We start from the raw sequence: 26,104 nt of genomic DNA on the forward strand, positions 1-26,104 counted from the left end.
GAATACGCTATTCGTTATTCATTTATGTGTAAATCTTTTTCACGCTATTCTTTCGATCGAGTCAACTTGTAATGCCCTTACATTTTCTAATGCCAGCAGCCACTCTTTAGTTTTTTGTTCTAATACCTCATAACAACCATTAAAAAAACGATCAAACTGAGCGCCATACAGCCGGCGAACTTGTAATTCGGTGCAGCTATCTCAAACACTGATTTCTTTAGTAAACCGGACAGCAAGTTGTTTACAGCCGAAGCCGGCGAGATGGGATTAGACAAAGCCCAGCTTCCAAGCAGCAGCACCGCAAAATAAGTTGGGCTGATTTGCACGCTCACGGGATCAATGGCTCCAGCGAGCATAGTCACTGGCACGATTGGATGGAGACCAATTATTGAAGTGCTTGCAATCAAAAGAACGGTTAATATCGTGAATGTGAAGGAAATCGGCATTGGAACAAATTCAAGCAAATTCGGAACCTTTGAGCCGAAGTTCGTAATCCCAATTGCGCCACTGAAAAAGCCGGCGGCCAGAAAAAGCGTAATCTCTTTCTGCAAAGCCGGCAAAGTGATTGTTATATGATTTATAATTCCTTCTCTGTATATACTCATGCTCCCCTTTATAATACACCAGAACAAGGGGAAAGCTGCTGCAGCCATACAGATTAATAAGACCATTGGCAGCTTGATCATACGTTCCATGGTTAAGATGACAATAATGGCGCCTATTAAATAGATTCCGAGTCCAACTGGAAAATTCGAGTTCTCCTTTTTGTCTACTGCCTCTTCAAATTCATCTAGACTAGCGTCACGCAATTCCCGAAAATCGACTGCCCAGCTTATGCCGAGGCTAAGAATGGCGAGTCCAAGCATATAGGGCAGAACGGACGACCAGGACAGTCCTATCGTAGAAGTCACTAGTGTCATGGCAGCGAAATAAGGTGACCAGAGAATCGCTCCTGCAAACCCTCGGTTGAGCGCATTTGCAAGCAAACGGCTCATCCCTGGCTGCGGTTTAATAAAGACCATTTGATAAACAACCGGTATCGAACCCACGTTGATAAATACGCCCATAATTTGAGTGAGCAGCTGCGTTCCCAAGAATAGAGCGGCCTTGCTGTGCAGGTTAGCTTCGTAAAACCGCTTCAAGGCCTTAACGTATTCAGGAATACGAACTGGAATTCCGAACAACGGGGCGAATAGGAAAAGCGTTACAATGGTCACGTTTATTCCAGCCGACTCGAACCAAATCCTAGCATTTGCTTTCTGAAGCGCAAGAAGTACAACTCCAATAGTCACAAAGAAAATCGTGAGCCAAAACGTCATCCCCYTCAGTTTTGGCAACAGCAAAGCGATTGCAGTAAACACCAATCCACCGAGCAGAAAGACCAGCATTTCAAGCTGCGCCGCTTGCAACGCAATATACACAGCGGCAATGGAAAATATTATTATTCTCTCCGCTGCCGTCTTAATTGCGGATGTCATCCGATCCGCCCTCTTTCATTTCATCTTAATTGAATTGCCAGCAGCTTAAGCTTAGGTTGCCGTATTGGTAGCTGCGGTGAAGAAGTTTTGCGTTGCGGTTGACGTCACCTGCTCCCATGGCGAGAAGAAGCGGAATGAAGTGCTCATTCGTCGGTACGGCCTCTTGGGCATGGGGAGCGAGCTCACGGTATTGAAACAGGGCTTCGGTATCCCATGACTCCAGCTTACTTTGAATCCAGTTGTCGAATTGCTCCCCCCACTCGTCAATTCCCTCGGACCGCCAGTTCAATTTCCGTAAATTATGAACGGTCCCACCGCTTCCGATGATAAGAACATCCTGCTCGCGAAGTTCTGCTAATGCCTTGCCGATTTGATATTGTCTTTCATTAGATAGATAACGATTTACGGATAGCGCTACGACCGGAATATCTGCATCCGGATACAGTAGTTTTAGAACAGCCCATGCCCCGTGGTCCAAACCTCGTTTTTCATTTTGAACGTTCTCAATACCATGCTTTGTAAACAAGTTTTGAATCTGATTTACTAATGATCGGTCGCTTTGTGCCGGATAGGTCATCTGGTAAAGCTCATCTTGGAACCCGCCAAAATCATAAATGGTTTCATAAGTTTCTGCGGCGCTAACCGTCTGTATCGATTCCTCCCAATGAGCGGAGAAGAGAACGATAGCTTTCGGTCTTGGCGCGTGCTCTTTAAATTGCTTAAGCAACATTGTATATTCGTTATCATCGAGCACGATTGATGGTGCACCGTGCGCGAAAAAATAGGATGGCATCATGTGATCTCACTCCTTATTTATGTTTAATTCCGCATCCTTCTTAATCCACTTCATAAAATCTAGCTGGTTCTCTTCAGATATGCCGTGGTCGGTCGGATATAGTTTGAAAGTTAAGCGCTCCATCTGGTCTTTTAAATAGGCAGCTGTCTCGTGCCCGATACGAACCGGGAATACGGAGTCGAATTCTCCATGCGAGACAAATACGGAAACATCCTTAGCACTTCGAAGTGAATACTCCGTTTTCACAAACTCAGGAATATATCCGTTCAACGCTACGATTCCCTTTAATTGATCTCCCATTGTAAGTGCAAGCGTCATGGACAGGATTGCGCCTTGGCTAAAGCCGAGCAAATAACGTTTGTCAGGATCGATTGGATACTCCTCAGTCGCATAATGAATGAATGCTTCGAGATCTGTAACCGCTTGGTCATACATCTCTCGAATTGGGTTTCCTAAGCTTTTCAAATCGTAATATTGGAATCCCGTACCAAGCGGCAAATTACCGCGAATCCCTATGATGATGAAATCTTCAGCCAATGGAGCAACCAAACCGAACATATTTTGTTCATTCGATCCTTTGCCGTGGAAGGTGAAGATCGTCGGATATTTCTTTCCTTGCTCTAGTTTAACCGGTAAGTGAACGTCATATTGATATTTCGGATTCATCTTCGTTTCCTCCATGCTGTAAGTTATTCACTTCGCTTGCGCATAATAAAACCGTCAACAGAGAACGGTGATCGATCGGCAACAACCAGATACAACGAGACCAAGATGAATCCAAGATCCAGCTCATAACCAGCCATTTGACCGTTACCAAGAAGTCCAGCCGATAATTTCGCGGTTATAATTGCACCGATGAGTATAATGACAAACAATCCTGCTGCATAACGAGTAAACAGCCCCAAGATCAACAATATACCGCCGATAAGTTCAATCGCTGCAACAACATAAGCTAAAACTCCCGGGATGCCTATCGAACTGAACCACGCTTCTACATTGCTTATTCCCTGAAACTTATCCACTCCGTGAAATATAAATATGATGCCCAACACCACACGCATGATAATGGAAACAAAAGCTGTTTTAGTCATTCTTTTTTCCTCCAAAAATATTAGTAATAGAAATATATTTTCTATAGGTGTAATTTAAAACGATTTACATTGACTTGTCAATATAAATATTGATAATATAAAATTAAATTTAGTATTACAAATATTCTAGAGGTGTGATTAGATGGATATTGGCTCCACTATACGAGCGATCCGGAAGCGAAAAAATATCACAATCGCTCAAATATGCGAAACAACCGGCCTGTCTCAAGGATTTATGAGTCAGGTTGAAACGAATAAGACCTCACCGTCCATCTCAACATTAGAAAGTATAGCTCAAGCACTTAAAGTGCCACTTGCCTACTTGCTTCTAAAGAAAGAAGAGCGAATGAGAATTGTTCGGAAAAACGAGAGGACAATCACTACAAGCGGTTCAGAAAATCTAAAAGTCGAACACTTGAGTTCCACAAAAAACGTACGGATGATGATTATAGAGTTTCCTCCTGGTTCTACGACTGGCAGTACTCCTCATGCACATGAAGGCGAGGAGGTTCATGTGGTCATTAAAGGGAGAATTTACGCGGAACAAGGGGAAGATAAGGCTGAATTTGGAGAAGGTGATTCCTTTAGTTGGAATGCTTGTACGCCACATTTAGTAAGAAATATAGGTGAAGATAAGGCAATCGTGCTGATCTCCATCTATAAAGAGAATGAAAATGAAAATGAGAATGGATAGGACCTCATCTAACTAAGCCAAAAACCCACAATCGAGCCAGATAGGCCGAATGTGGGTTTTTTTAATAACTTTTGAATACCGTTATGAGGTAAATTCGAAGCAGATGGAATTTCCAACGATTTAAGGCAGCCGCAATCAGATGGAACCAAGAACAACGCCTAAATCTTATACGCCTTCATAGCCTTGCGGATTTCTTTCAAGCTAGGGCGTGTGCCGTACATAAGTACGCCGGTGCGATAGATCTTAGCGGAGATGTAGACCGCTGCGTAGATCGAGACGAGCAAGATGCCGAAAGAGAGAAGCGTCTGCCACATCGGCACTTCCGTCAGCCCAAGGCGGAGCAGCATGACAAATGGCGAGAAGACCGGAATGTAAGACGTCACCTTCACAAGCATGCTGTCCGGCGCGCTTATGCTGAAGATTGCGATGTAGAAGCCCGCTAGAGAGACGAATGTCAGCGGCATGACCGCTTGACCCAGGTCTTCCGTCCGGCTTACGATCGAACCGACCGCCGCGTACAGCGTAGCGAACAGGAAGAAACCCGTCAGGAAGAACAGCAGCGCGTAGATGAGCAGAATCGGATCGACGAGCGACAAGTCGATGTCGAGATTGCCTAATGCCCCTTTGTTATGCGGCATGGATATGTTCGTCAGAATGACGGCTAAGTAGAATGTGACCTGCACGATGACGACGACGAACATGCCGAATATTTTGCCGAACATTTGCTTCAGCGGCGATACGCTCGTAATGAGAATTTCCATGACACGCGAGCTTTTCTCCGCCGTAATCTCCGACGCGATCATGTTGCCGGAGGTCATGATTGCCATGAACAGGAAGATAATCATGACATAGATGACGCCCATGTTGACGCCTTGCTCTGCCGGTGTTCTGCCCGTGTTGCCGCTGCCCGAACCTTCGCCGGTATAAATCTGAACGGTGCCGATCTTGATTGGAGCCGATAGCTGCGCCATTTGCTCGGCCGTAAGGCCCGCATCCTGGAGCACGTTCGTTTGGCGAATTTGCAAAAGCGCGCCCTGCAGTGATTCCGTCATGCCGAATTCCATCAGCTTCTCGGATTTGTAAGTCATTTCCGGGAAACCGCTGTCCGTCATATCGCCGAACTCAAGGTAGCCTTTGATTTCCCCTTCATCGATTGCTTTTTTCAACTGCTTCTCGTTTGCCGAAGCATCGTCTTTGTCCTCAAAAGGAACCATCACGATGTTCGAATTTCCTTGTTTCTCGTAGTACGCCTTCAAGCTGTCGCCTGTTGCCGTGCCGCTCGCCGCTTGTTCGCTCTGCGACTGGATATAGCCGATATTTGTTACTTTGTCGCCTTTATCAAACTGTGCAATGATATAAGGAAGATTAATGCCGATGCTGATAATTAACGCGATAATCAACGTAGTAATGACGAAAGCTTTGCCTTTGACCTTATTCCGGATCGTAAACCCTACTACCGTCCAGAAACTATTCATGACGATCACCCACCATTCGGATAAAGATTTCATTTAGCGTCGGTTCCTTGATTTCGAAATGATTCACGTTCGCCTGCTCCATCGCCAAACGCAGAATGTCAGCGCCCGCCGCTTCGTAGGAGATGGCAATGTCGTAGCCGCGCTCCGTGCGCGTGACGCCGGTTACGCCGGCCAGCCGATCGAGTCCGCTAATTTCTTTGTCAGCGCCAAGGATGACCCGTTCTCTCGGGAATTGTTTTTTAATATCCTTCAAACTGCCCTTTAAGACCGTGTTCGATCGATGCAAAATCGTAATGTTGCGGCACAGCTCCTCGACATGCTCCATCCGGTGCGTCGAGAACAGGATGCTCGAGCCGGAGTCGCGCAGCTCCTTCACCGTCGACTTCAACAATTCGACGTTGACGGGGTCAAGTCCGCTGAACGCTTCATCCATGACGACGATGCGTGGTTTGTGGTTGACAGCCGCGATGAACTGAATCTTCTGCTGATTCCCCTTCGAGAGCTCTTCGACCTTCTTGTTGTAATATTCCGGCACCTCGAACCTCTCCAGCCACTGCTTCAGGTTGCGGTCGGCATCCGCCTTCGACATTCCTCTGAGCTGCGACAGATAGATGATCTGATCGCTGACCTTCACCTTCGGATACAGCCCGCGCTCCTCCGGCAAATACCCGAGCAGGCTAAGCTGCTCATTGCTGTAAGGCTTTCCGTTGTAGAGAATCCGCCCTTCGTCCGGATAGATCAAGCCGAGCACCATCCGCATCGTCGTTGTTTTGCCGGCGCCGTTGGCCCCGAGCAGGCCGTAAATCTCGCCCTCGCTTACCTCCAAGCTAATTTCGTTGACTGCTGTTTTATCCCCGTATTGCTTAACTACCTTTTCTACTATTAATGGATTCATTTCATTACTCCCCTCTATTAGTTCATTCTTGTATTTAATCTATCTTGTGTAAGCAAAGCATTCATAATCTCATCCAGCTCAAGTGCCTGCCTGCTTACAATCTGATAGCCTTCCTCAGCACACCATGCTTCAGCTTCTGCAGCCTGATTTGTCGCAATTCGATAGGTCGTACCGCCTGCATGCTCTACAACAGTTTGACCTGGGATTAATGCTGCTTTCTTCGGAGTCAGATCCGCTCCACTTACAAATAACGTAAACCAACTGCTGAATAGCTCATCCTTCTCGTACATGCCAAGCACTCTGCCTTGAGCCATAAATATTATAAAATCAGCAAGTCGTTTCACCTCTTCGATGATATGGGAGGTCATAAGAATGGTACGGTCTCCTCGATCCATGTACCGATGAAGCACCTCAATCATCGTTTTCCATGCAAGCGGATCAAGCCCCGAGGAAGGCTCGTCGAGCAGGATCAGCTCCGGATTATGTGTTAGGGCTAGTGCAAATTCAAATTTGCGACGCATCCCCTTCGACATTTTGCCAAGCAGCTGATTATCATCGACCTCAAGAATGCGAAGCAGCTCCCGATAACGATTCACATCCCATTTGTCATACCAGAAGCGATGAAACTCAGCTTTCTCCGTCCCCTTCATGTTGTCCTCATGCGGGGAGGATTGATCATGCAGGTAACCAATTCGTTTTTTAACCTCTGTGCTGAGCCCATTCTCCACTTGCTCTCCAAGCAGCTGAATGGTGCCCTCATCCGCTTTATCCAGATCAAGCATTAAGCGAAAGGTGGAGCTCTTACCGCATCCGTTCGGCCCAACAATGGCAGTGATGTAACCCTGTGGAATACTCATATGGACCGGCCCTAGTTTGAAGCTCGCACGATTTTGCACAACGCCGTCTAATTGTATCGCCATCGTCTCATTCATCATATGTCCCACCCTTTAATCAAAATGCTTGCTCATCGCTTCTTTAAACATCGTCTGCAGCTCTTCCTCTGTGCACTGAACCCGCTTGCCGGCTACAACTGCCAGCTCTAGCGCTTCAATAACAGCAGCAAGACGATGCCGGTCACGTTCCTGATCACCAACCTGTGCTACATAGGTGCCAGTTCCTTGCCTTGTTCGAAGCAGCCCTTCCGCTTCCAAATCGTTATATACTCTTTTTACTGTAATCACGCTGCACTTGACGGTTTGGGCAAGCTCGCGTATCGATGGCAGCAGCATCCCTTCCGAAAGTTGGCCGCTGACGATTAATGCTCGCAATTGTACTTCGATCTGATGATAAAGCGGCTCTGCACTTTGTTCATTAATTTGGATCGGCAGCCGCATGAGGTTCACCTTCTTCCATTCTCAAATATCTATGCTCTGTAGGTTCTTTTCTCCAGCCTATTTTCAATTCGTTTAACGCCGAGGAACGCAGCAGCAACACCAATAGTTAAGGTTATGATTGGCAGCCACCAGCTGCCGTTCTCGATTGCATGCAGCGAACTTGAAACAATATTTCCAATATCCAGAAAGGCTAGACTGATTGATAAGATAAGCAGAAAAGCGAGATAAGTGATGTTGAAGAAAAAATATGTTTTTCCTGAATGCCCCAATTCCCAGTATACATAACCAGTCCCCATTGTCAGTGAATAGCCAAACCAGCTTGCTCCATATAACACGAAGCTTAAGGCTGAAATATCAACGCCCATATTCCGTGCAATGATAAATTGCAATAGGAAGAAAATAAGTTGAGCAGCAAACAATACGATAGCCAGCTGAATGATTCTCCCTAGTGCAATTTGTTTCGATGAAATCGGCAGCGTTCTCCATTGTGCGATCTTCCTCGTATAGGAATTCTCTTTCCAGGAACGCATCATTGTCTTATTAGCAATGAACCCTAGAACAGGCAGAATCGAAAGGTAAATGAAATCGAGTGACCAGTTTCCGAATGGGCCATTTTCCCCTATGAAGCCATCCCGCATTAAAGGAACGGTAAATAACAATAGATATCCGATAAAAAATAATGTAAAAAGACTTTTCCAACGATCTTTAGCCAGCTCATGCTTCGCTAAATACCATGCACCCTTCCATAACCCCACAGCATTTGCTCCCTTCAATCGCTTAGCGAATATACTGTATATATCCTTATACACAGTATATTCAGTGTATACACTGTTGTCAAGTACTTCCATAAAAAGATTTTTGGAGGAGAATTCCCTTCTACGGTAAATACTCCTGTACAATGGCAATCCCCCTATTTACAAGCCAATCACTTCTGCAAAAACATAAAAAAAGCCATGTTCTCAAAAGAGTAGTCTCTTTTGAAAACATGGCTTACACATTGTCGTTCTATCCGAAAATAGCATCAATAACGGGTTTCGTATGGCCGCCTGGATACATAAGATACAGCAATACGTACACCGCTGTGCCTGTAATAGCTGTAATAAACCAAACCACTGAAGTTACTTTACCCCATTTGCGATGCTTGGCAAACTTCTTCTTATAACCAAGCGTTAGTGTTGTAATTCCGAATGCGCCGCCAACTGTAGCAAGCACGATATGGAACAATAAGAAGACAAAATAGTAAGGCTTTAAGCTGTCTGGGCCGCCCCAGATTGTATTTCCTACGAATATCGAACGCGATACATATACGATAAAGAAGATCGTTGCTGACACTGCTGCATAGAACATAACCTTCTGATGCTCCGCCAGCCTGCGCTTAATCGCGAGCCTCCAGCCTACGGCTACCAGCACCGCACTAAGCACGATGAAGAAAGTACTGATTGTCGGTACAATATTATATTTGTCCACTTTTACCCCACCTAATGTTCGTTAAATAATTGGTATTAAGCTGTTCCTGTATTCGTATTCGGCAATTCATCGTCCTTATGCTCACGCTTGAACCATTGCTTGAATATATACGCCAATATAATGCCGTACATAATTTCCTGCACGAACTTCATGACGATTCCGCCAAGCTGCTGGTCTTCAACAACGTCCATAATATTAAAAAATTGCGGACCGCTAAAGCTCTCCAGCAAACGGCTCGGATCACCCGATACACAGTACCCCATCGCTGTAACCCAAACATTAGGATCGCTATAAATCGCATACATAGACGTTTTGGCAAAAATGATTAAAGCACAAGCTGGTGTCAGAAGCATGCCGTTCGCAAACACATAAGCCATTCTCTTCACATCGCTAAGTCTGCTCCACTCCGGAACAGGTGAGGCAATCTGCCACCACATCATAAACGACGTTACAAGCAAAATAAAATAATAAAGACGATGCACAGAGAAGTGCGTCATCACATAGTCATGGACAATTGGGACATGATAAACCGAGAACAAAATATTAAACAACAAAAGACAAATAATAGGATGCATCATGAAGCTCAGTTTTTTCCAAAACGGAGTGGAGAACATTTTTCGCCATAAGAAGCTTGGAACCCCAAGCAATACTAGCGGCGGTACAACTAAATAAGATACTGACATATTGACCATATGAAATGTAAACATAAGGTGACCTAATAGATTTAAAGGCCCTCCGTGAACCATATAAAACATAATAGCAGCCGAAACAAACATAAACTTCTGAAGCTTTGTCGCTGCATCAGCTTCAGGAGCATTCTTCTCGCGCCATGGTCCAATTAAGTAGAAATATAGAATGACGATTGCGGCCATTCCGAATAGAAACATGGGGGTCCACAATTCCTCGAAGCGAAAATATTGTAAGCCAAGCATCGTGGAAACTCCTTTCAATTACGCTAACTTTTTTACAAAAGAGGAGGGACCCAAGCCTCGGGACCCTCCTCTCCTCCAATAGTTAAATCGGTTACCACCAAGCCCAGTATTCAGCCATAATGACACATGTGAAGACGATGAATACACCAGTCAAAATCCCAATAATTGCGAAAGTATGACCACGGTCTTTCATGTGCATCCAGAATGCCATTTGTACGAACACTTGCAATACCGCTAAGCCGATCAAAATGATGTAGATAAAATCTTTGTTAATTTCTCCGCTTATTACAGTCGCGAATGCGATGAACGTAAGCAAGATCGAGAAAATAAACGCGATAATATGCTTCTTAGGTCCTTCGACCTTATGACGCTTGGGGCTTTCCTCAGTGGCTGTATGATTGCTTGCCATGGATTAAACCACCTTTCCCATCAAGTAAACGACGGTGAAAATGAATACCCATACAACATCGATAAAGTGCCAGTACATACCAGCTACATATACCTTAGGTGCTGTTACTACAGTCAAGCCTTTTCTTGCTAATTGAATAATGATCAATGTGATCCATGTAATACCGAAAGCAACGTGTGCTCCGTGGAAGCCTACCAGCGTATAGAACGAGGAGCTGAATGCGCTCGTTGTAAAGCCGTGGCCTTCATGTACATAGTGCCAGAACTCGTAAATTTCAAGAGCAAGGAAACCTGCGCCAAGAATGACCGTAATAATCAGCCAGTTAATTAACGCCTTCACTCTGTTTGTATGCAGCGCATGAACAGCGAACACGCTTGTTAAGCTTGACGTAAGCAAAAGTGCTGTCGCAAGCGCAACGAGTGGAAGCTGGAACAATTCATGTGCTGGCGGTCCATCAAGGACTTGATTCCGTAGTGCTAGGAACGCTGAGAACAACGTTCCGAACAATACAGTTTCTCCGCCAAGGAAAAGCCAAAAGCCTAATACTTTATTGCGTCCCTCGAGGGTCGCCTTTTCGGGCTCATGAGGCAATTGCCCCTCTACATGCGAATGCGCACTCATGCTTTACCCCCCATATCTCTAAGGATTTCTTCTTCTTCAATGTGGAAGCCGTGATCATCGATTACGGAACGAAGGAACATGCAACCGAACAAGATCAGCAAACCAACAATACCGAGAGCATAACCTGATTTGAATGATCCAAACAAGTTGCCCCAATCTTTAGCGTACATGAAACCTAAACCTGCGATAAACAATCCAAATCCCATGAAGAAAGGCAGGATCGAAGGAGAAGGCATATGAATTGGACCAATTGGCTCCGCAGGCGTCATGCCTTTGTGACCGTCCGTTTTTTCTTTCCAGTATGCATCATAGCCGCGAACAAGCGGTGTTTGTGCAAAGTTGTATTCAGGAGGTGGAGATGGAATCGTCCACTCTAGAGTACGACCGTCTTCCCATGGATCAGCTGGTGCATTTTGTGGTTTGAAAGCTGTGATAACAACGTTCAACAAGAAGAAAATTGTACCAAAGCCCATCAAGAATGCGCCTACTGTACTGATCATGTTCATTTCGTTGAAACCAAGACCGTCGAGATATGTCCAAATACGACGAGGCATACCTAGCAAGCCAAGGAAATGTTGAATAAAGAATGTTAAGTGGAAGCCAATAAAGAATGTCCAGAACGTCAATTTACCAAGTGTTTCATTCAGCATGCGTCCGAACATTTTTGGCCACCAGTAGTGAAGGCCTGAGAAAATACCCAGTACCAAACCACCTACGATAACATAGTGGAAATGCGCTACGACAAAATAAGAATCATGATATTGGAAGTCAGCAGGTGCTGCTGCCAGCATGACGCCGGTAACGCCGCCCATTACGAAGGTTGGTATAAATCCGACAGCGAACAAGTTAGCTGTCGTGAATTTAATGGAACCGCCCCACATCGTAAATAGCCAGTTGAAAATTTTGATACCTGTTGGAACCGCGATAAGCATCGTTGCAATGGAGAACAGCGCATTCGCAACCGGTCCAAGACCAACCGTGAACATGTGATGCGCCCAAACCATGAAGCCCAAGAAGCCGATCAGGATTGTAGCGAATACCATCGAGCTGTAACCGAACAAACGCTTACGTGAGAATGTACTTATTACCTCGGAAATAACGCCGAAAGCCGGCAAGATGAGGATATAAACCTCAGGATGCCCGAATATCCAGAAAATATGCTCCCACAGGACCGCGTTACCGCCGCCAGAAGGATCAAAGAAATTTGCATCAAACAATCTGTCGAACATGAGTGCCGCTAGACCAACTGCCAGAGCAGGGAATGCGAACAGGATTAGCGCCGAAGTAATGAACGCAGCCCATGTGAACATCGGCATACGCATGAACGTCATGCCTGGTGCACGCATGTTAATAATCGTTACGAGGAAGTTAATACCCCCGATAAGTGTTCCGATACCAGCTATTTGCAAACCTAGTACATAATAGTCAACGCCGTGATCGCCGTTATAGGTCGTCCCCGCGAGCGGTGCATATGATGTCCAGCCTGCATCTGGAGCGCCGCCAGTAAACCAGCTCACGTTAAGCAAAATACCGCCGAACAAGAATGTCCAGAAGCCTAATGAGTTAACGAAAGGGAAAGCTACGTCGCGCGCGCCGATTTGAAGCGGTATAACCGCATTCATTAAGGCGAATAAAAGCGGCATCGCTGCAAGGAAGATCATCGTCGTTCCGTGCATGGTTAAAAGCTCATTATATGTATCCGCGCTAACAAAGTTATTTAGCGGCTTCCACAATTGAACCCGAATCAAAATCGCTTCCAAACCACCGACAAGGAAGAAAAAACCGCCGGCAATCATATACAATATTCCGATTTTTTTATGGTCAACCGTAGTCAGCCAGTCCATCAGACCGCTGTAACGTTTGACCTTATGCGTATGCGCATGAGCCAAAGTAGGTACCTCCTTCAATCACCGATAAATTATTGTTCGTAGTTAAGCTTCAATTCAGATAAGTATTTAGCAATACCTTCAATCTCTTGTTCAGTCAAATCTTCGATTTTACCCATTTGGTTGCCCGGTTTAACTTCGTCCGGGTTTTTGATCCAACGGTGCAAGTTGTCGTATACTGAACCTTCATTGGAATATTGCGGATCATCGGTGTTAACAAGTATACCCCCGACAGTCTCACGGCTTCCGATACCTGTCAAGTTAGGATAAGCAGGTCCGCCCAAATCACCCACTGCGTGGCAAGATAGACATTTGCTTTCAAATGCTTTAGCAATTGCCGGATCGCTTGGAAGCGCTACAGGTTCTTTAAGTGCAGCTACCCAACGATCAAATGACGACTCGTCCACAGATTTAACTTTAAAGTCCATCAAACCATGTGAAGGTCCGCAAAGCTCAGCACATTTACCCAGGTAAACGCCTTCTTTTGGTGCAGAGAAGTACATTTTATTTACGTTTGCACCAGGGTTGGTATCGATTTTCCCAGCAAGCGATGGAATCCAGAATGAGTGAAGCACATCTGCGGATTTCGCTGTGATGGAGATCGTCTTACCTTTTGGAATAATAAGCTCTTGAGCTGTCTTGATTCCGTAAGCTGGGTATTCAAACTCCCACCAGTATTGGTGTGAAGTAACGATGACCTGAACCGCTTCCGGATCTTTGCTGTAGTCTTTAGCAAGATTAAATACGGATTGAACGGTTGGAACACCCAAAATGATAAGCATGATGATTGGAATTACTGTCCAAATAATCTCAAGCTTATGATTTCCTTCCACCTGCTTAGGAATTGTTTTGTCTCCCGGACGTCTGCGGAAACGAATAATTACAAACAAAGAAATCGCAAATACGGCAACAATCACGATCAACATGATTCCAATTGCCAGCTTCATCAGCCCGAATTGTTCTTCCGCTACAGGTCCCTGAGGATTCAGCGTCGACAAATCGCTCCGCCCGCAAGCCGCTAGTACTAGCACCATCATGGCCATAAGCGGCGCAAGCCGTTTTACAAATCGCCACCGTTTCATCATTAATCAACCCCACTTTTGACGTTTTCGCAGCTGCCTAATTTTCACGTGGCATACGGCTGGCTGCGTGTTTCACAGATGTTATTACAACTCCTGCAACTTAAATCACTTTATTAAATATAAAGTTGAAGCCCCTATTTGTCAATGTTCCACAGAGAGTTCACAAATTGTTCTCAAAGCTGTCAAATTCGCATCATTACTGCGTTTTTTCGCATGATAAACTGTCTTGTTTAGCCCGTCTGCATGGCATTCTCTCTATCCTACATTGTGCACCAAACCCATGGTCAATTATGTATGCTTGCAAAAACGTATATTTACGGAGCCGCGGCAAAAACTAAAGCCATTATCGTATGAATGGGGGTCCGTTCTTTATGGTTAAACGAATTGCCGCATTGCTGTTGTCGGCAGTCATGATAACAACTTCAGCCGGCTGTGCCTACAAACAGTATGCTCAGCAAAGCGACACCGATTATGGAAGCCGTCAAGCTAACGATCCGAAGATGCTCGGCGGCAGAGCTTATGGCAAGGCTACGAACAATGCTGACCAGCATAATAATTCATTTTTTGAATACAGCTCCGTCATCTCACGCAAAGTAACTGATCTAAACGGCATAGCTTCCGCAATCGTTATGCTGACAGACAAAAATGCTTATGTCGGTTTAATGCTTGATTGGACCGCAGTTGGCACTCGGAATTCAGGCGGCAAAAGCGAGCAAGACAATACAGGTACTAGTGATGGCGTATATAACCATGATACAGGCAGTCCGTATGGCAACAGCAAGATCCTTGTATCACCGTACAACTCCTATTTCTCAGTCAACGATGTTAATGATTTGTCGGATGAACTTAAGCAGACTGTCGCTGTCAGAGTACGCGAGCTCGCTCCAGCTGTACAAGAAGTTCATATTTCAGCCAATATGGAGTTCGTAAATTACTTCAATGATTTTGCCAAGGAAGCATGGGGCGGACGATCCTTAATGCCACATATCGATAAATTCAATACCGTAGTGAAATATCATTTTGCCGGTGGAAAGGATATGCCCCCTCCTATTACACAACCGGGCACCTATAGCCCCTCCGAGACCCAAATGAATCATTAAAAAAAAATCGCTTCTATTATATATATAGCAAAAAGGCACTTCTCTCGAAGAGCCTTTTTGTTATTTCTATCATTTTGCTTTTTAACGCATTGGAGCAAAGCCGCTGATTTCTGCCAAGATTGCTTCAGTTTGTGATAGCAGCTCATCTGTCAGCTCGATGTCTACTGATTTTATGTTTTCTTCAATTTGAGCCGGTCGGCTCGAACCGATAATAGCTGAGCTCACATTCGGCTGGCGAAGCACCCATGCTAATGCAAATTGTGATAATGATGCTCCAATCGTTGCAGCCAGCTGCTCCAGCTTCTCTGCAACGCGCAGTACATCTTCACGCAAATAACTGTTTATGATGCCATTTGTTTTATCATTTGCAGCACGACTGCCTGCCGGCACGACTTGGCCTGGCTTGTACTTACCTGTTAGAATCCCTTGTGCAAGCGGTGAGAAAACAACCTGCCCCATGCCTACTTGCTCACAAGCTTGGATAACGCCCCGTTCAATATACCGCTCAAACATATTGTAAATTGGTTGATTCGAAATTAGCTTTCGGAGGTTAAGACGTTTGCCTATCGCTGCAGCATCCGTAATTTGCGCAGCTGTCCACTCGCTGACTCCTGCATAAAGCACCTTCCCTTGTGCCGTCAAATCATCGAGTGCCCGCAAAGTTTCTTCAACCGGCGTTTCCGAATCAAAACGGTGGCATTGATAAAGATCTATATAATCTGTACCCAAACGCTTCAAGCTTGCATCACATTGCTCGACGATATGTTTTCTAGAAAGTCCGCGATCATTTGGTCCTGAGCCCATTGGGAAAAACAGCTTTGTTGCGAGAACATAACTGCTGCGTGTATACCCTTTTAAGGCATCTCCCATAACTTTTTCGGCTTCCCCATTATTGTAAGCGTTAGCAGTATCAAAAAAATTAATGCCAGCCTCATAAGCTTTATGTATACATTCCTTAGCGGTTTCCGCTTCTGTTGCAGTGCCGTAGGTGAGCCAGCTTCCAAGTCCAATTTCACTTACTTTTAAACCGCTGTTGCCAAGTCTTCTATACTTCATCCCAAAACACCCCTCTTAATCGATTTACTCCGCTCTTCATTTGTAGTCTATAGTACAACGTTCTACTATTAAAGTAGTGAATGTTTTTTCACTTTATTATCATGAATATACATACTATACTATTGGTAGCAGGTAACAGAGAGGGGAATTGTCGATGAGTGCACATAATTACATTCCGAAGGAACCGCTTCATATCGAATGTAATATTGAGAAGACATTAGATGTGATCGGCGGTAAATGGGCTTTTTTAGTGCTGAGAGAACTGTTTTGCGGCACCAAAAGATTCGGAGAAATACAGAGGCTTATTCCGGCGGTTAGTCCTCGTGCATTAACAAGCACGCTCCGTCATCTCGAGGATAAGGGCGTGCTTGAACGCAAAGTTTTTCCAACCGTGCCCGTTACCGTCGAATACACACTGACACCTAAGGGCGAGGACTTGCATCATATTTTAAAAGAAATGAAGCTTTGGTCGGCTAGATGGACATAGGCTAATGCTTCAACAGCTGATCAGGCAGTGACTTTGTGCTTGCTTGAAAGCGATCAATAGCAGTCTGATAAACGCGTCGATCGCTTTCATTACGAGACAATCGTTCAAGTCGAATCAGCTCCGCCTCAAACTGCTCAATCAACATAATAACACGATCCTTGGGTTTGGATTGCTGACTATTTTGCGGCTGCTTGCTTTCTTCGCCAGTATCAATAAGCAGCTCGCCGTTACTGTCGATTTGAGCAAAAAACACCTCTGATTCCTTCACATTTCTCTTTTCCAGCTCATGCAGCAGCCACTGCCGGTCATGTCCTAGATTTGAGAGCACTTCATCCTGTATATCCCCATCCATCAAAACGGTCATTGCCTCTCGCTCATTCGGCACCTGCCAGCCAAGCGTATCCGGCGTTAAAGGCTGATAGGCTTTCTTCAACAGCACATTTACTTCACCGCTTGATTCCATAACAGCAAACTCCACGTCGGCTACACGGTATACATCCTTTTTCCGCAATTGCTCGAGCATCTCGTCCAAGGTCAACCGTTCCTTGTGCAAGCTTTCTTTGAGCAGCTGGCCATCTTTAATTAGCACAGTACCTTTTCCGTCAATAAAGTCGCGGGCTTTCTTGCTTTTCATGGTCAAAAATTCCATTCCAACCGACACACTAACCCAGACTCCTAATGATACCAGTCCCAAAAACCATAAATTGTCGAGATCAAGCGAGATATATGCGGCTATATTACCGATGGATATACCTGTTATGTACTCGAACAGCGACAGCTGGGAAATTTGGCGTTTTCCCAAAACCTTCGTAAGCGCAAATAAAATAGTGATGGCCGCTAACGTTCGCAATACAATTTCAATCCAACTTGGCATTTTACTTCCCCCTTCCATTTCTAGAGTATCCAGAAAGGAAAAAGTCATTCGCAGTAATTTTTTGTTGCAATTAAATATAATATGTAGTATGATAATGGGAATGTATAATATTTAACCCCATAACATCCCCAGTAAGATTCAATGATTTCCTCAGTTTTTGATTTCTTTGCTGTTAATTCCAAACCTGTTACGTGATGTATTTCTGATTCACACTGGCGCGGTCATCGGAGCCGCGAGGACGGAAGAGAGGTAGGGCTTTCGTTGTTTTAGGATGCGAGTTTAAGACAACTTGGTACACATGCTGTTTGCTGTTAACAAGGGGACCCAGTACGGCCTTTCTTATAAGAAGAAGAGGTCCGGTTAAATATATGATACAAACAAGGGCTGTCCGGCTAGCGCATTTATGTGCTATTGGGGCAGCCCTATCCAATTTTTTAACCTTTAATTATTCATTAGGACAACCGCTTGCTGCAAAATGACCCGAACGATTCACTTTTGTCGCGAGGTACCTCTCATTATGCTCCGATCGATCTCCCCAAAGCGGAATACGATTTTTCACATCAAGTCCCGCCGCCTTCAGTGCATCCAGCTTCTTCGGATTATTCGTAATGAGCGACACTGGTTTCTCACGAAGTGCTTTCAATACCAGTATCGCATCACTATAACTGCGAGCGTCATCAACAAAACCAAGCTCCTCATTCGCCTCTACGGTGTCATAACCCTTCTCTTGCAGTAAATAAGCCATCGCTTTGCTGAACAAACCGATTCCTCTTCCTTCATGATTGGCCAAATAAAATAATGCGCCTGTACCTTTTTCCACAATCATATGCATTGATTCATGTAGCTGATAACCGCAATCACAGCGTTTACTGCCAAAAATATCGCCCGTATGACAAATGCTGTGCATTCGAATCCACGCCTCATCTGCCTGTTCGAAATCGCCATACACCAGCACGCTTGATTGCTGCATTTCTGCTAAATTAATCGACGAAAGCTTTTTGATGATTTGCTCCGCATCGTCAAGCTGCTCTTTGCAGAGCAGCCAACAATACCATTGAAAAATTGCCTCGCCTTCATCAAGCTTTACCGGAAGTTGAATGGGACCGACTAAATAAATAGTGCCGTGATCGCTTTCAATCACTTTTATCTTCTGATCAACTATAGATACTGCTTCTTTAAACATATCGCATAGCTCCTGACCTGTTCATAGTCTTTGTTTCGACTATTATGTTCGGTAAGGACATTAGCTATGCTAAGTACAGTTCGCAGCATTCGGATGTCGCCTATAGAACCGGGATCATTCCTTTGTTTAACTCTCGGTATGTTTCAATAGGAAGCTTCGGTTCACGCTCGAAGGACAGCAAGCCATTTTTCTCCTGCTCAACATCCGTTAACTGCGTATAACAATAACCTTGCAGTCCGCCAGCCGCTATAATCGGACGCATCACGGCAACTAAACGGTTCAAGAAATCCTGATCGTCTCTAGCCGAAGAATACCCCCAACCTACTTCATTATCCTTAATATACGAAATACCGCCGAACTCCGATAGCTGCACCGGCTCCCCATTATAAGTGAACCCAGGCACAAGTATTTTTCTGCCTTGAGGATCACATTTGACGGACATTTCTGGCGTTGCATATCTACTTGCCAGTATCTCTTCATTGCTCTCGTAATCATGAACCGTGTAAATATCAGATTTCACATGCTCCCAGCCATCGTTTGAGATAACAGGTCTTGTATCGTCTAGAGATTTGGTCAAATAATAAAGAGTAGAGGCATGGTGCTGCTGCCTTTTGTCTATTAATATATTTGGCGTTCCCCAGCTTTCATTAAGCGGAACCCACACGACGATACAAGGATGATTGTAATCACGGTGAACAGCCTCCTGCCATTCATTCATGATACGCGTCACGTATTGTTCGGAGTATTGATACGCATTGGCCATCTCGCCCCAAACGAGCAGTCCTAGCTTATCGCACCAATACAAATAACGCGGGTCTTCAATTTTTTGATGTTTTCTCGCCCCATTGAACCCCATTTGCTTGGTCAGCTCGACGTCCGTACGGAGCATTTCATCGCTTGGAGCTGTTAGCACACCACCTGGAAAATAACCTTGATCCAAAATTAGCTTCATATAATAAGGGCGATTGTTTAAGCAAATAACGCCATCCTCAATCGATATCTTTCTCATGCCGAAATAGCTTTTGACATGATCCAATTCTCGTTCTCCATCAAGCAGCATAAATTCAACGTCATACAAGTTTGGCTTCTCCGGCGACCACCAGCGGCCAAGCCCATGATCATTAAAATCATGAAGCTTGATAGAGACCTCCTCTTCCTGCTCCATAACACGAATAACATCCTCAGCGATTAATTCACCTTCAAACGATATTTTAATGCTGAGTCGCAAGCCATTATATAATTCCGTTCCCTTAATAAAGCTGCGAATATGAATTTTATTATGATCGATATCCGGCGTCAATCTCACTCGGCTCACATAAGCTTGATTAACAGCCTCCATCCAAACCGTTTGCCAAATCCCAGTCGTTCGCGTGTAGAAAACTTGCTCTGACTGCTCCTTCCAATACTGCTTCCCTCTAGGCAGCGTGACGTCTTTACTATAATCCTGTGCACGCACGACTATGCTATTGGGGCCTATTGCATTCAACACAGCAGTAATATCCGCATGAAATGGGGTGTGGCCTCCCTCATGACTTGCTACTAAATGTCCATTTACCCATACCTTTGCTTCATAGTCAACAGCACCGAAATGGAGAATGATTCGTTTCCCTGCATACTCCGTTGGAACCTCAATACTTTTACGATACCATACGATATCGTGAAACGATTTTTCATTAATGCCGCTTAACTCGCTTTGGTAACAAAATGGCACCTGAATCTTGCGATCAAACTGTTTTCTCTCGAACCATTTATTATCACAACCTGCGTTTGAGTCATCATACTCAAATTCCCATTCCCCGTTTAGGTTTAACCAGGATGATCGCTCAAATTGCGGTCTTGGATATTCATTTCGTATTGCATCCATCATGTTCCCACTCCAGTCCTATTGCTTATGCTTATATATTATTTTTTTAGCGGATTTATCATTAAATGGTTGAACAACATTGTTGAACGTTCTGAACGAATGCCTACCTTGCCATGCAAAAATGGATAAGGGTCGGTATAATCAATAACTGGAGTTGAGCCATCCCCCAGAAATACTTTTATGTTCCCGTCTTTTGCAACAACTCTGAACGAATAGGCTTTTCCGGTTTCCAGTTCTGCGCTTTCACTAGCTAATAAATTGGAATCATAGTTCATCCGATTCAAAGTGAGCTGCGAGGAAGAAATGCCGATGTAATAGCCCATGACTGCATCCCTAACCTGAGCCGGATGGTAGGATTCATTGGAAGCTCGAACAAAAACGCCTCCGATATCCGTTTCTGCATTCAACTGCACATCAAAAGCAAGCTCATAATTGTCCCAATTGTCACTGCCCGCAAACAACATGTCATCATCTATGCCGCTGCCGCTATAATCATCCTCCGATTGTCCAAACAGCCCCATTCCCATTTGTGAGGATAATGAATGGAACGGCTGCTCCTTATCCAGCAGGTCTATAGCGAACAGCTCAAAGGAATGCATTTCCACTGGTCCCGCTTTCAACTCTATCTTAAGCTCATGAAAACCTGCCGCAATTTCGATTGTTCCGATTCGAAGCTTCGCTGTGCCTTCTACAAAGGCTCGGTCATCGGCTTTGATCTTCGTCTTCACAGCTTCGCCGCCGTCAATTGACCACGCCAAGACAACATCCTTCTCCGGCTTTTTAAGCGTTAGGCCGATCCCGTATTTCGCATGATCCTTCACATTCAGCTTGTATTTCAACCAGTCACCGCCCTGCAGCAGGCTCACGGAATAACTGCCGTCATCCAGCTTGCGAATCGGTACACCGTCTGTTTTCCTAAAATCACTGATCTCGGATGACTTCTGCTCCAAATGAAAGCCGCGATCAGCTTCCTTCAAATAATGGACTGCTTCAATTGCTCCAGGCGCAGGCTTATAAGCCTCAAAATCACTGCTGCCGCCTGCTTCATTCGTAAAGGCTGTATATTCATAAATGGGCTGCAACTGATTGGCGATATAGCCAATTTTCCCGCCGCTCGGCTTAGCTGTATGCTCCTCTATCTTTTTCATTCCGTCGAAGAAGACAAGAATGCTGTCATCACGCTGCTCAACACGAATCGTATGCAGCTTCGAGTAATCAAATTCATTAGGAAGCAGTGCTTGTGCAAGCTGTTTCTCTGATCCATTTTGAACCGTTACATATCCAATCTGATGTTTCCCTGGCCACAGCTTGATTGCTGAATAATTAGCTTCATCTGCATAAGAGAATACAGCTGCAATCGTACCGCTATCCACTGCACTGTCCGAAAGATTCAATCGGAAGTTATATTCCGCAATAAAGGCATCTTCCGTCGAAAGTTTACTCAGCACCTTTTGTTCAGCCGCGGATGATGATTCATTCCATTGTTCTGAAGAAATGCCGTCTGTGAGCCAGCTATATAATGAAGGCATTGCCGGCGCAGGTTGCATATGATCATGAGATGGACCAAAAACAACCAGCTTATCACCGTTATAGGCAAGTCGATCAATGTTCAATTCACGTACTGGCGGGCCTTCAGAAGAATGTCCAACCAGATTATGATAAGTCAAATAATAAGAGTCCATATCCGGCCCAAGCACTGTTGCACTATGGCCAAGCCCTTTAAATTCATCCTTTACGCTGATGACGATAGGATTGTTTGCAGGAATCGTATAATCACCGAAAGGCCCATCCTTGGATACTGCGTAGTTCACCCGATAACCGTTGCTAAATACGTGATTGCCCGTATACGTCATATAGTAAAGGCCATTTCTCTTCCAGATCATTGAACCTTCTGTCCAATGTCCAAGAAATGCATTAGTCGTTACGCCAACATCAATCGTTAATGGATTTGGCATTTCATGCGCAACGATGCCTTGCGTGCCTGCATTCGTAAAATACCATTTCCCGTCATCGTCAATAAAAACAGAGCCATCGATAGAATTTCCGAGATTTTCGGTTTTGACGACGAAAGGCCCCGTTGGGCTGTCGCTTTGCAGCACATAATGCCCTTGGCCTGCCGGGGATGTATATAGGTAGAATTCGCCATTCCAGTAAAAGACTTCAGGTGCATAAGCCCCAGTCGTAATGGGGTCTTCAGTAACTAGCCCTTCATATTTCCAATCTACTAAATTTTCGGAGCTCCAAGCTTTAATGCCCGGACGAAAGTCCTTTGTACTGCAATACAAATAAAACCTACCGTTGTAACGCATGATGAAAGGATCACCGATCCCGTAATCCTCCCACTCTTGCTCCAGCTTCAACGAATTTGTATACAATTTAGCATCCTCCTTCAACAGTACGACTGCTTTTTCTTCTGGCGTGGACTTGCAGCCACTTAACACGACTACAATGCATACAACGAGGAAGGCGACAAGCTTCGTCGCCCTCATTTGTGTAAGGTTAAAATATCTCATGCACTAACCTTTTAAGCCGCTAATCGCCATAGACTCGATAAAGTAGCGTTGGCAGAAAAAGAATACAAGAATGACTGGAACCATCGATATAATCGATGCTGCCAAGATTACCGGATAGTTAGAAGATCCCATATATTGTGATTGCATAGAAGCAATGAGAACTTGAATAGTTTGTTTCTGCGGGGAGCTTAAATAAATAAGCGGTCCCATAAAATCATTCCAAATGCCCATGAAGCTAAGTGCCGCTTGAGCTGCAATCGCAGGTTTTGCAACCGGCAGTGCAATGGTCCAGAAGGTACGGAAGAAACCGCTGCCGTCCAGCTTCGCTGCTTCCACCAGCTCATTCGGCAAACCTCCCGCCAAGTATTGGCGCAGGAAGAAAATAACGACGATATTGCCAAATAACCCGGGTACGATAAGCGGCAAAAGCGTATCCGTCCAATTAATTGACGAGAAGCCAATAAACTGAGGAATCATAACGACGGAAAAAGGAATCATCATCGTGCCAAGCAAGGATAGAAAAATAGCATCTTTAAACGGAAATTCAATCTTAGCGAATGCATRTGCCGCCATTGTTGAAACGAATATTCCAATGACAAGTACAAAGACGACAATAATCATGCTATTCATAAAACCGCTTAGCAACGGAGAATCATTCCAAGCCGTTACATAGTTTTTGAATGTAGCCGGGTCTGGAATCCATTTAGGCGGAATTTCAAAAACGTTGCGTTGATCTTTTAATGAAGTGGATATCGTCCAAACGAACGGCGCCAGCATAATAATTGAGCCGATACATAAAATGAATGCCACCCAAAGGTTTGTTAGTCGTTTCTGTTGCATTTGAAATCAAACTCCCCTCGCAAACTGTAACGGTAAAAGATTAATCGTTGTACACCCATTTTTTCGATAAACGGAACTGAAGGAGTGTAACGATGAAAATAATAATGCCAAGAACCCAAGCCACTGAGCTGGCATAACCCATATTAAAATACTTGAACGCATTTTCGAAAATATAAAATACTACGGTTGCCGCACTATACTCCGGCCCTCCGTCGCCTGCCAATACGTAAATTTGGCTAAACGATTGGAACGCGCCGATAACGCCCATGACAATAACGAAAAAATGAATGTTCGTCAGCAGTGGAATGGTAATTAACCGCAGTTTCTGGAATGCACTCGCGCCATCCACTTCAGCTGCCTCGTAATAGGACGACGAAATCGATTGCAGCCCGGCTAAATAAAGAACCATCGTACCGCCAACGCCGCCCCATACTCCCATCAAAATCATGGAAGGTTTAATCCAATTGGCGTCACCTAACCAGTTAGGCCCTTCGATGCCGAACCAACTCCACATCGTTTGGTTGAGCAAACCAAAATCTTGATTCAATATCCATTGCCATAACAACGACACCGCAATAATGGGTGAAATGACTGGCAAGTAATAGATGGTCCGTAAAAACGAGATTCCTTTGAGCGGACGGTTCATCATAATAGCAAGCAAGAGTGCCACAATCATGCCAATGGGTATGCCAAGCATCATAAATACAGTGTTAAAAAGTGATTTGTACACCTTCTCATCGTGAAAAACTTCGATATAGTTGTCAAAACCTACAAACTCAGGCGGCGTAACCAAATCCCAAGACGTAAAGCTTAACCACGCGGAGTAAAGAAGCGGTGCGACTCCAAAAATGAGAAAGCCAAGCACTGGGGCCGCCACAAACAGGTAGGCCCATGCATATTCTTTGCGGATATAACTAGGTTTACTTTTCCTCATGCGTACACATCCTCGCACTAGCTATTCGTTATTTATGTTTATCATTCGAAACTTTAGTTTACTTATTTCCCTTGTCATACAGCTCTTGAAGCTTCGGCTGCAATTCCTTCGCCCAATCCGCAGCAGTCATCTTGCCATCCCATACTTTGCCGGCCTCTTGCCACATCGTATCGATCCACTTCGTATCCTTTGAACCAAACTCAATTGGCGGATGACCGTAATCTTCAATAATATCAAGGAATACCTGACGATTTGCTGGTGCTTTGTCATAAGCTGCAAACTCGCCTTTTGCCATATCAATCAAGTTTGGCACCGCTTGCCCAAGCTCGTAGTTTTGCTTTTGTCCTTCTTTATCCAGTGCAAGAAATGCTGCTAAGTTAAACGCTTCTTGTGCATGCTTCGATTTGCTGGATACYGAGTAACCCATTGAGCCAACCCAWGTTCCTGCTTTGCCTGTCTCCGGATTCACCGGCCATGCCGCGATATCCCATTCAAACGGCAAATCCCAAAATCCCGGTTGATCCCATGGTCCCATTGGGAACATGCCTACTTTGCCGGCTACAAATCGCGAGTACGAATTCATTGCTTTCTCATCCTCCGGCGACGGCGATACATTGTGCTTGAGGCGCAGATCTGCTACCCATTGCATTGCTTTTGCAAATTCCGGTGTATCAATCGTTACTTTGCCTGTTGTATAGTCGATGAAGTCGCCTCCGCTTGCCCATACTGCGCCTTCCAGCGTAAAGTTGGCTCCGCCATAAATATCGACTTTGCCATCGCCATTCTCATCCTTCGTCAGCTTCTTCGCTGCATCTAACCAGTTGTCCCATGTCCATTTGCCAACCTCTGCCGGCGGCAATTCAAGCCCAGCTTCAGTAAACATCGTTTTGTTGTAGGCCATTGCCCATGGACCTACGTCCTTCGGCAATCCGTACAAATCCCCTTGCCCGAGCTGCTTGCCGTCAAAACGGTAACGATCAAGCGCTTGCTTCCATACGTTATCCGCTTGGAACAGCTCGGTCGATTCTAGAAACGGCTGCAGGTTTTGAATCGTGCCTGCTTCGGCAAACTTGTAAAACTGCGGGCCCGATAC

The 26,104-nt window shown here is 44.9% G+C and carries 26 protein-coding genes; 3 read left to right on the plus strand and 23 right to left on the minus strand.

Features of this window, described 5'->3' with window-relative positions; translation table 11 throughout:
- Window positions 1-119 precede the first annotated feature (119 nt).
- The 4 genes from AB4Z17_RS10920 to AB4Z17_RS10935 are packed head-to-tail and all read right to left on the minus strand — an operon-like array spanning window position 120 to window position 3,365.
- Window positions 120-1,478 carry a hypothetical protein gene (locus AB4Z17_RS10920; protein ID WP_441959762.1) on the minus strand — a complete coding sequence of 453 codons (1,359 nt, stop codon included), beginning with the start codon at window positions 1,476-1,478 and terminating at the stop codon, window positions 120-122.
- A gap of 25 nt (window positions 1,479-1,503) precedes the next feature.
- The gene (locus tag AB4Z17_RS10925) at window positions 1,504-2,274 is read right to left on the minus strand and encodes a DODA-type extradiol aromatic ring-opening family dioxygenase (protein ID WP_441959763.1); all 771 of its coding nucleotides are present in this window, start codon (window positions 2,272-2,274) and stop codon (window positions 1,504-1,506) included.
- Window positions 2,275-2,280: 6 nt separating this feature from the next.
- A complete protein-coding gene (locus AB4Z17_RS10930; RefSeq protein WP_441959765.1) occupies window positions 2,281-2,940 on the minus strand; it encodes an alpha/beta hydrolase in 660 nt (219 codons plus the stop codon).
- Window positions 2,941-2,963: 23 nt separating this feature from the next.
- Complete coding sequence (locus AB4Z17_RS10935; protein ID WP_441912224.1) at window positions 2,964-3,365, minus strand: DoxX family protein; 402 nt, start codon at window positions 3,363-3,365, stop codon at window positions 2,964-2,966.
- Between the two features lie 142 nt (window positions 3,366-3,507).
- Here AB4Z17_RS10935 and AB4Z17_RS10940 point away from each other — a divergent pair, with 142 nt between their 5' ends.
- Window positions 3,508-4,059 carry a helix-turn-helix domain-containing protein gene (locus AB4Z17_RS10940; RefSeq protein ID WP_441959767.1) on the plus strand — a complete coding sequence of 184 codons (552 nt, stop codon included), beginning with the start codon at window positions 3,508-3,510 and terminating at the stop codon, window positions 4,057-4,059.
- A gap of 158 nt (window positions 4,060-4,217) precedes the next feature.
- Here the strand turns inward: AB4Z17_RS10940 and AB4Z17_RS10945 are convergent, their stop codons facing one another.
- The 11 genes from AB4Z17_RS10945 to coxB form a co-directional block, all read right to left on the minus strand.
- Window positions 4,218-5,567 (minus strand): ABC transporter permease, encoded by a 1,350-nt coding sequence (locus tag AB4Z17_RS10945; protein WP_441959769.1) that lies wholly within the window; start codon window positions 5,565-5,567, stop codon window positions 4,218-4,220.
- Entirely contained in the window at window positions 5,527-6,429 is a 903-nt protein-coding gene (locus AB4Z17_RS10950) for an ABC transporter ATP-binding protein (RefSeq protein WP_441912229.1), read from the minus strand. The genes AB4Z17_RS10945 and AB4Z17_RS10950 overlap by 41 nt, the downstream gene beginning before the upstream one ends.
- Window positions 6,430-6,446: 17 nt before the next feature.
- Window positions 6,447-7,364, minus strand: coding sequence for an ABC transporter ATP-binding protein (locus AB4Z17_RS10955; RefSeq protein WP_441959771.1), 918 nt, complete (start codon window positions 7,362-7,364; stop codon window positions 6,447-6,449).
- A 12-nt stretch (window positions 7,365-7,376) separates the two neighbouring features.
- Window positions 7,377-7,763: a GntR family transcriptional regulator gene (locus tag AB4Z17_RS10960; RefSeq protein WP_339204857.1), complete on the minus strand. Its 387-nt coding sequence runs from the start codon at window positions 7,761-7,763 to the stop codon at window positions 7,377-7,379.
- A gap of 29 nt (window positions 7,764-7,792) precedes the next feature.
- A complete protein-coding gene (locus AB4Z17_RS10965) occupies window positions 7,793-8,518 on the minus strand; it encodes a hypothetical protein (RefSeq protein ID WP_441959772.1) in 726 nt (241 codons plus the stop codon).
- 250 nt (window positions 8,519-8,768) lie between these two features.
- Window positions 8,769-9,230 carry a DUF420 domain-containing protein gene (locus AB4Z17_RS10970; protein ID WP_339204859.1) on the minus strand — a complete coding sequence of 154 codons (462 nt, stop codon included), beginning with the start codon at window positions 9,228-9,230 and terminating at the stop codon, window positions 8,769-8,771.
- Between the two features lie 35 nt (window positions 9,231-9,265).
- On the minus strand, window positions 9,266-10,162 hold the full coding sequence (gene ctaG / locus AB4Z17_RS10975; RefSeq protein ID WP_441959773.1) for a cytochrome c oxidase assembly factor CtaG: 897 nt from the start codon (window positions 10,160-10,162) through the stop codon (window positions 9,266-9,268).
- A gap of 91 nt (window positions 10,163-10,253) precedes the next feature.
- The gene (locus tag AB4Z17_RS10980; protein WP_076267149.1) at window positions 10,254-10,571 is read right to left on the minus strand and encodes a cytochrome C oxidase subunit IV family protein; all 318 of its coding nucleotides are present in this window, start codon (window positions 10,569-10,571) and stop codon (window positions 10,254-10,256) included.
- A gap of 3 nt (window positions 10,572-10,574) precedes the next feature.
- Window positions 10,575-11,192 (minus strand): cytochrome c oxidase subunit 3, encoded by a 618-nt coding sequence (locus AB4Z17_RS10985; RefSeq protein WP_076267150.1) that lies wholly within the window; start codon window positions 11,190-11,192, stop codon window positions 10,575-10,577.
- A complete protein-coding gene (ctaD, locus tag AB4Z17_RS10990) occupies window positions 11,189-13,036 on the minus strand; it encodes a cytochrome c oxidase subunit I (RefSeq protein WP_076267396.1) in 1,848 nt (615 codons plus the stop codon). The genes AB4Z17_RS10985 and ctaD overlap by 4 nt, the downstream gene beginning before the upstream one ends.
- 74 nt (window positions 13,037-13,110) lie before the next feature.
- Entirely contained in the window at window positions 13,111-14,163 is a 1,053-nt protein-coding gene (gene coxB / locus AB4Z17_RS10995; RefSeq protein WP_076267151.1) for a cytochrome c oxidase subunit II, read from the minus strand.
- Window positions 14,164-14,531: 368 nt separating this feature from the next.
- Between coxB and AB4Z17_RS11000 the strand changes: the two genes are divergently transcribed.
- Window positions 14,532-15,260, plus strand: coding sequence for a YhcN/YlaJ family sporulation lipoprotein (locus tag AB4Z17_RS11000; RefSeq protein ID WP_441912236.1), 729 nt, complete (start codon window positions 14,532-14,534; stop codon window positions 15,258-15,260).
- An 81-nt stretch (window positions 15,261-15,341) separates the two neighbouring features.
- Here AB4Z17_RS11000 and AB4Z17_RS11005 read toward each other — a convergent pair whose 3' ends face one another.
- On the minus strand, window positions 15,342-16,316 hold the full coding sequence (locus AB4Z17_RS11005; RefSeq protein WP_441959775.1) for an aldo/keto reductase family protein: 975 nt from the start codon (window positions 16,314-16,316) through the stop codon (window positions 15,342-15,344).
- Window positions 16,317-16,470: 154 nt separating this feature from the next.
- Here AB4Z17_RS11005 and AB4Z17_RS11010 point away from each other — a divergent pair, with 154 nt between their 5' ends.
- Entirely contained in the window at window positions 16,471-16,803 is a 333-nt protein-coding gene (locus tag AB4Z17_RS11010) for a winged helix-turn-helix transcriptional regulator (protein WP_076267153.1), read from the plus strand.
- A gap of 1 nt (window position 16,804) precedes the next feature.
- Here the strand turns inward: AB4Z17_RS11010 and AB4Z17_RS11015 are convergent, their stop codons facing one another.
- The 7 genes from AB4Z17_RS11015 to AB4Z17_RS11045 all read right to left on the minus strand — a co-directional run.
- The gene (locus AB4Z17_RS11015; RefSeq protein ID WP_441912239.1) at window positions 16,805-17,677 is read right to left on the minus strand and encodes a DUF421 domain-containing protein; all 873 of its coding nucleotides are present in this window, start codon (window positions 17,675-17,677) and stop codon (window positions 16,805-16,807) included.
- 445 nt (window positions 17,678-18,122) lie between these two features.
- Window positions 18,123-18,860, minus strand: a complete 738-nt coding sequence (locus tag AB4Z17_RS11020) for a GTP cyclohydrolase II (RefSeq protein WP_441912240.1) — start codon at window positions 18,858-18,860, stop codon at window positions 18,123-18,125.
- Between the two features lie 100 nt (window positions 18,861-18,960).
- Complete coding sequence (locus AB4Z17_RS11025) at window positions 18,961-20,724, minus strand: glycoside hydrolase family 2 protein (protein ID WP_441959781.1); 1,764 nt, start codon at window positions 20,722-20,724, stop codon at window positions 18,961-18,963.
- 38 nt (window positions 20,725-20,762) lie between these two features.
- A complete protein-coding gene (locus tag AB4Z17_RS11030) occupies window positions 20,763-23,237 on the minus strand; it encodes a family 43 glycosylhydrolase (protein WP_441959777.1) in 2,475 nt (824 codons plus the stop codon).
- Window positions 23,238-23,240: 3 nt separating this feature from the next.
- The gene (locus tag AB4Z17_RS11035) at window positions 23,241-24,077 is read right to left on the minus strand and encodes a carbohydrate ABC transporter permease (RefSeq protein ID WP_441959778.1); all 837 of its coding nucleotides are present in this window, start codon (window positions 24,075-24,077) and stop codon (window positions 23,241-23,243) included.
- A gap of 40 nt (window positions 24,078-24,117) precedes the next feature.
- Window positions 24,118-25,011 (minus strand): carbohydrate ABC transporter permease, encoded by an 894-nt coding sequence (locus AB4Z17_RS11040; RefSeq protein WP_076267158.1) that lies wholly within the window; start codon window positions 25,009-25,011, stop codon window positions 24,118-24,120.
- 58 nt (window positions 25,012-25,069) lie between these two features.
- Window positions 25,070-26,104, minus strand: a 1,035-nt coding sequence (locus tag AB4Z17_RS11045) for an ABC transporter substrate-binding protein (protein WP_441959779.1), incomplete at its 5' end; no start/stop codon positions are given.

Origin of the sequence: Paenibacillus sp. TAF43_2, assembly GCF_052113545.1 — a bacterium.
In the GTDB taxonomy this organism is placed as follows: Bacteria; Bacillota; Bacilli; order Paenibacillales; family Paenibacillaceae; genus Pristimantibacillus.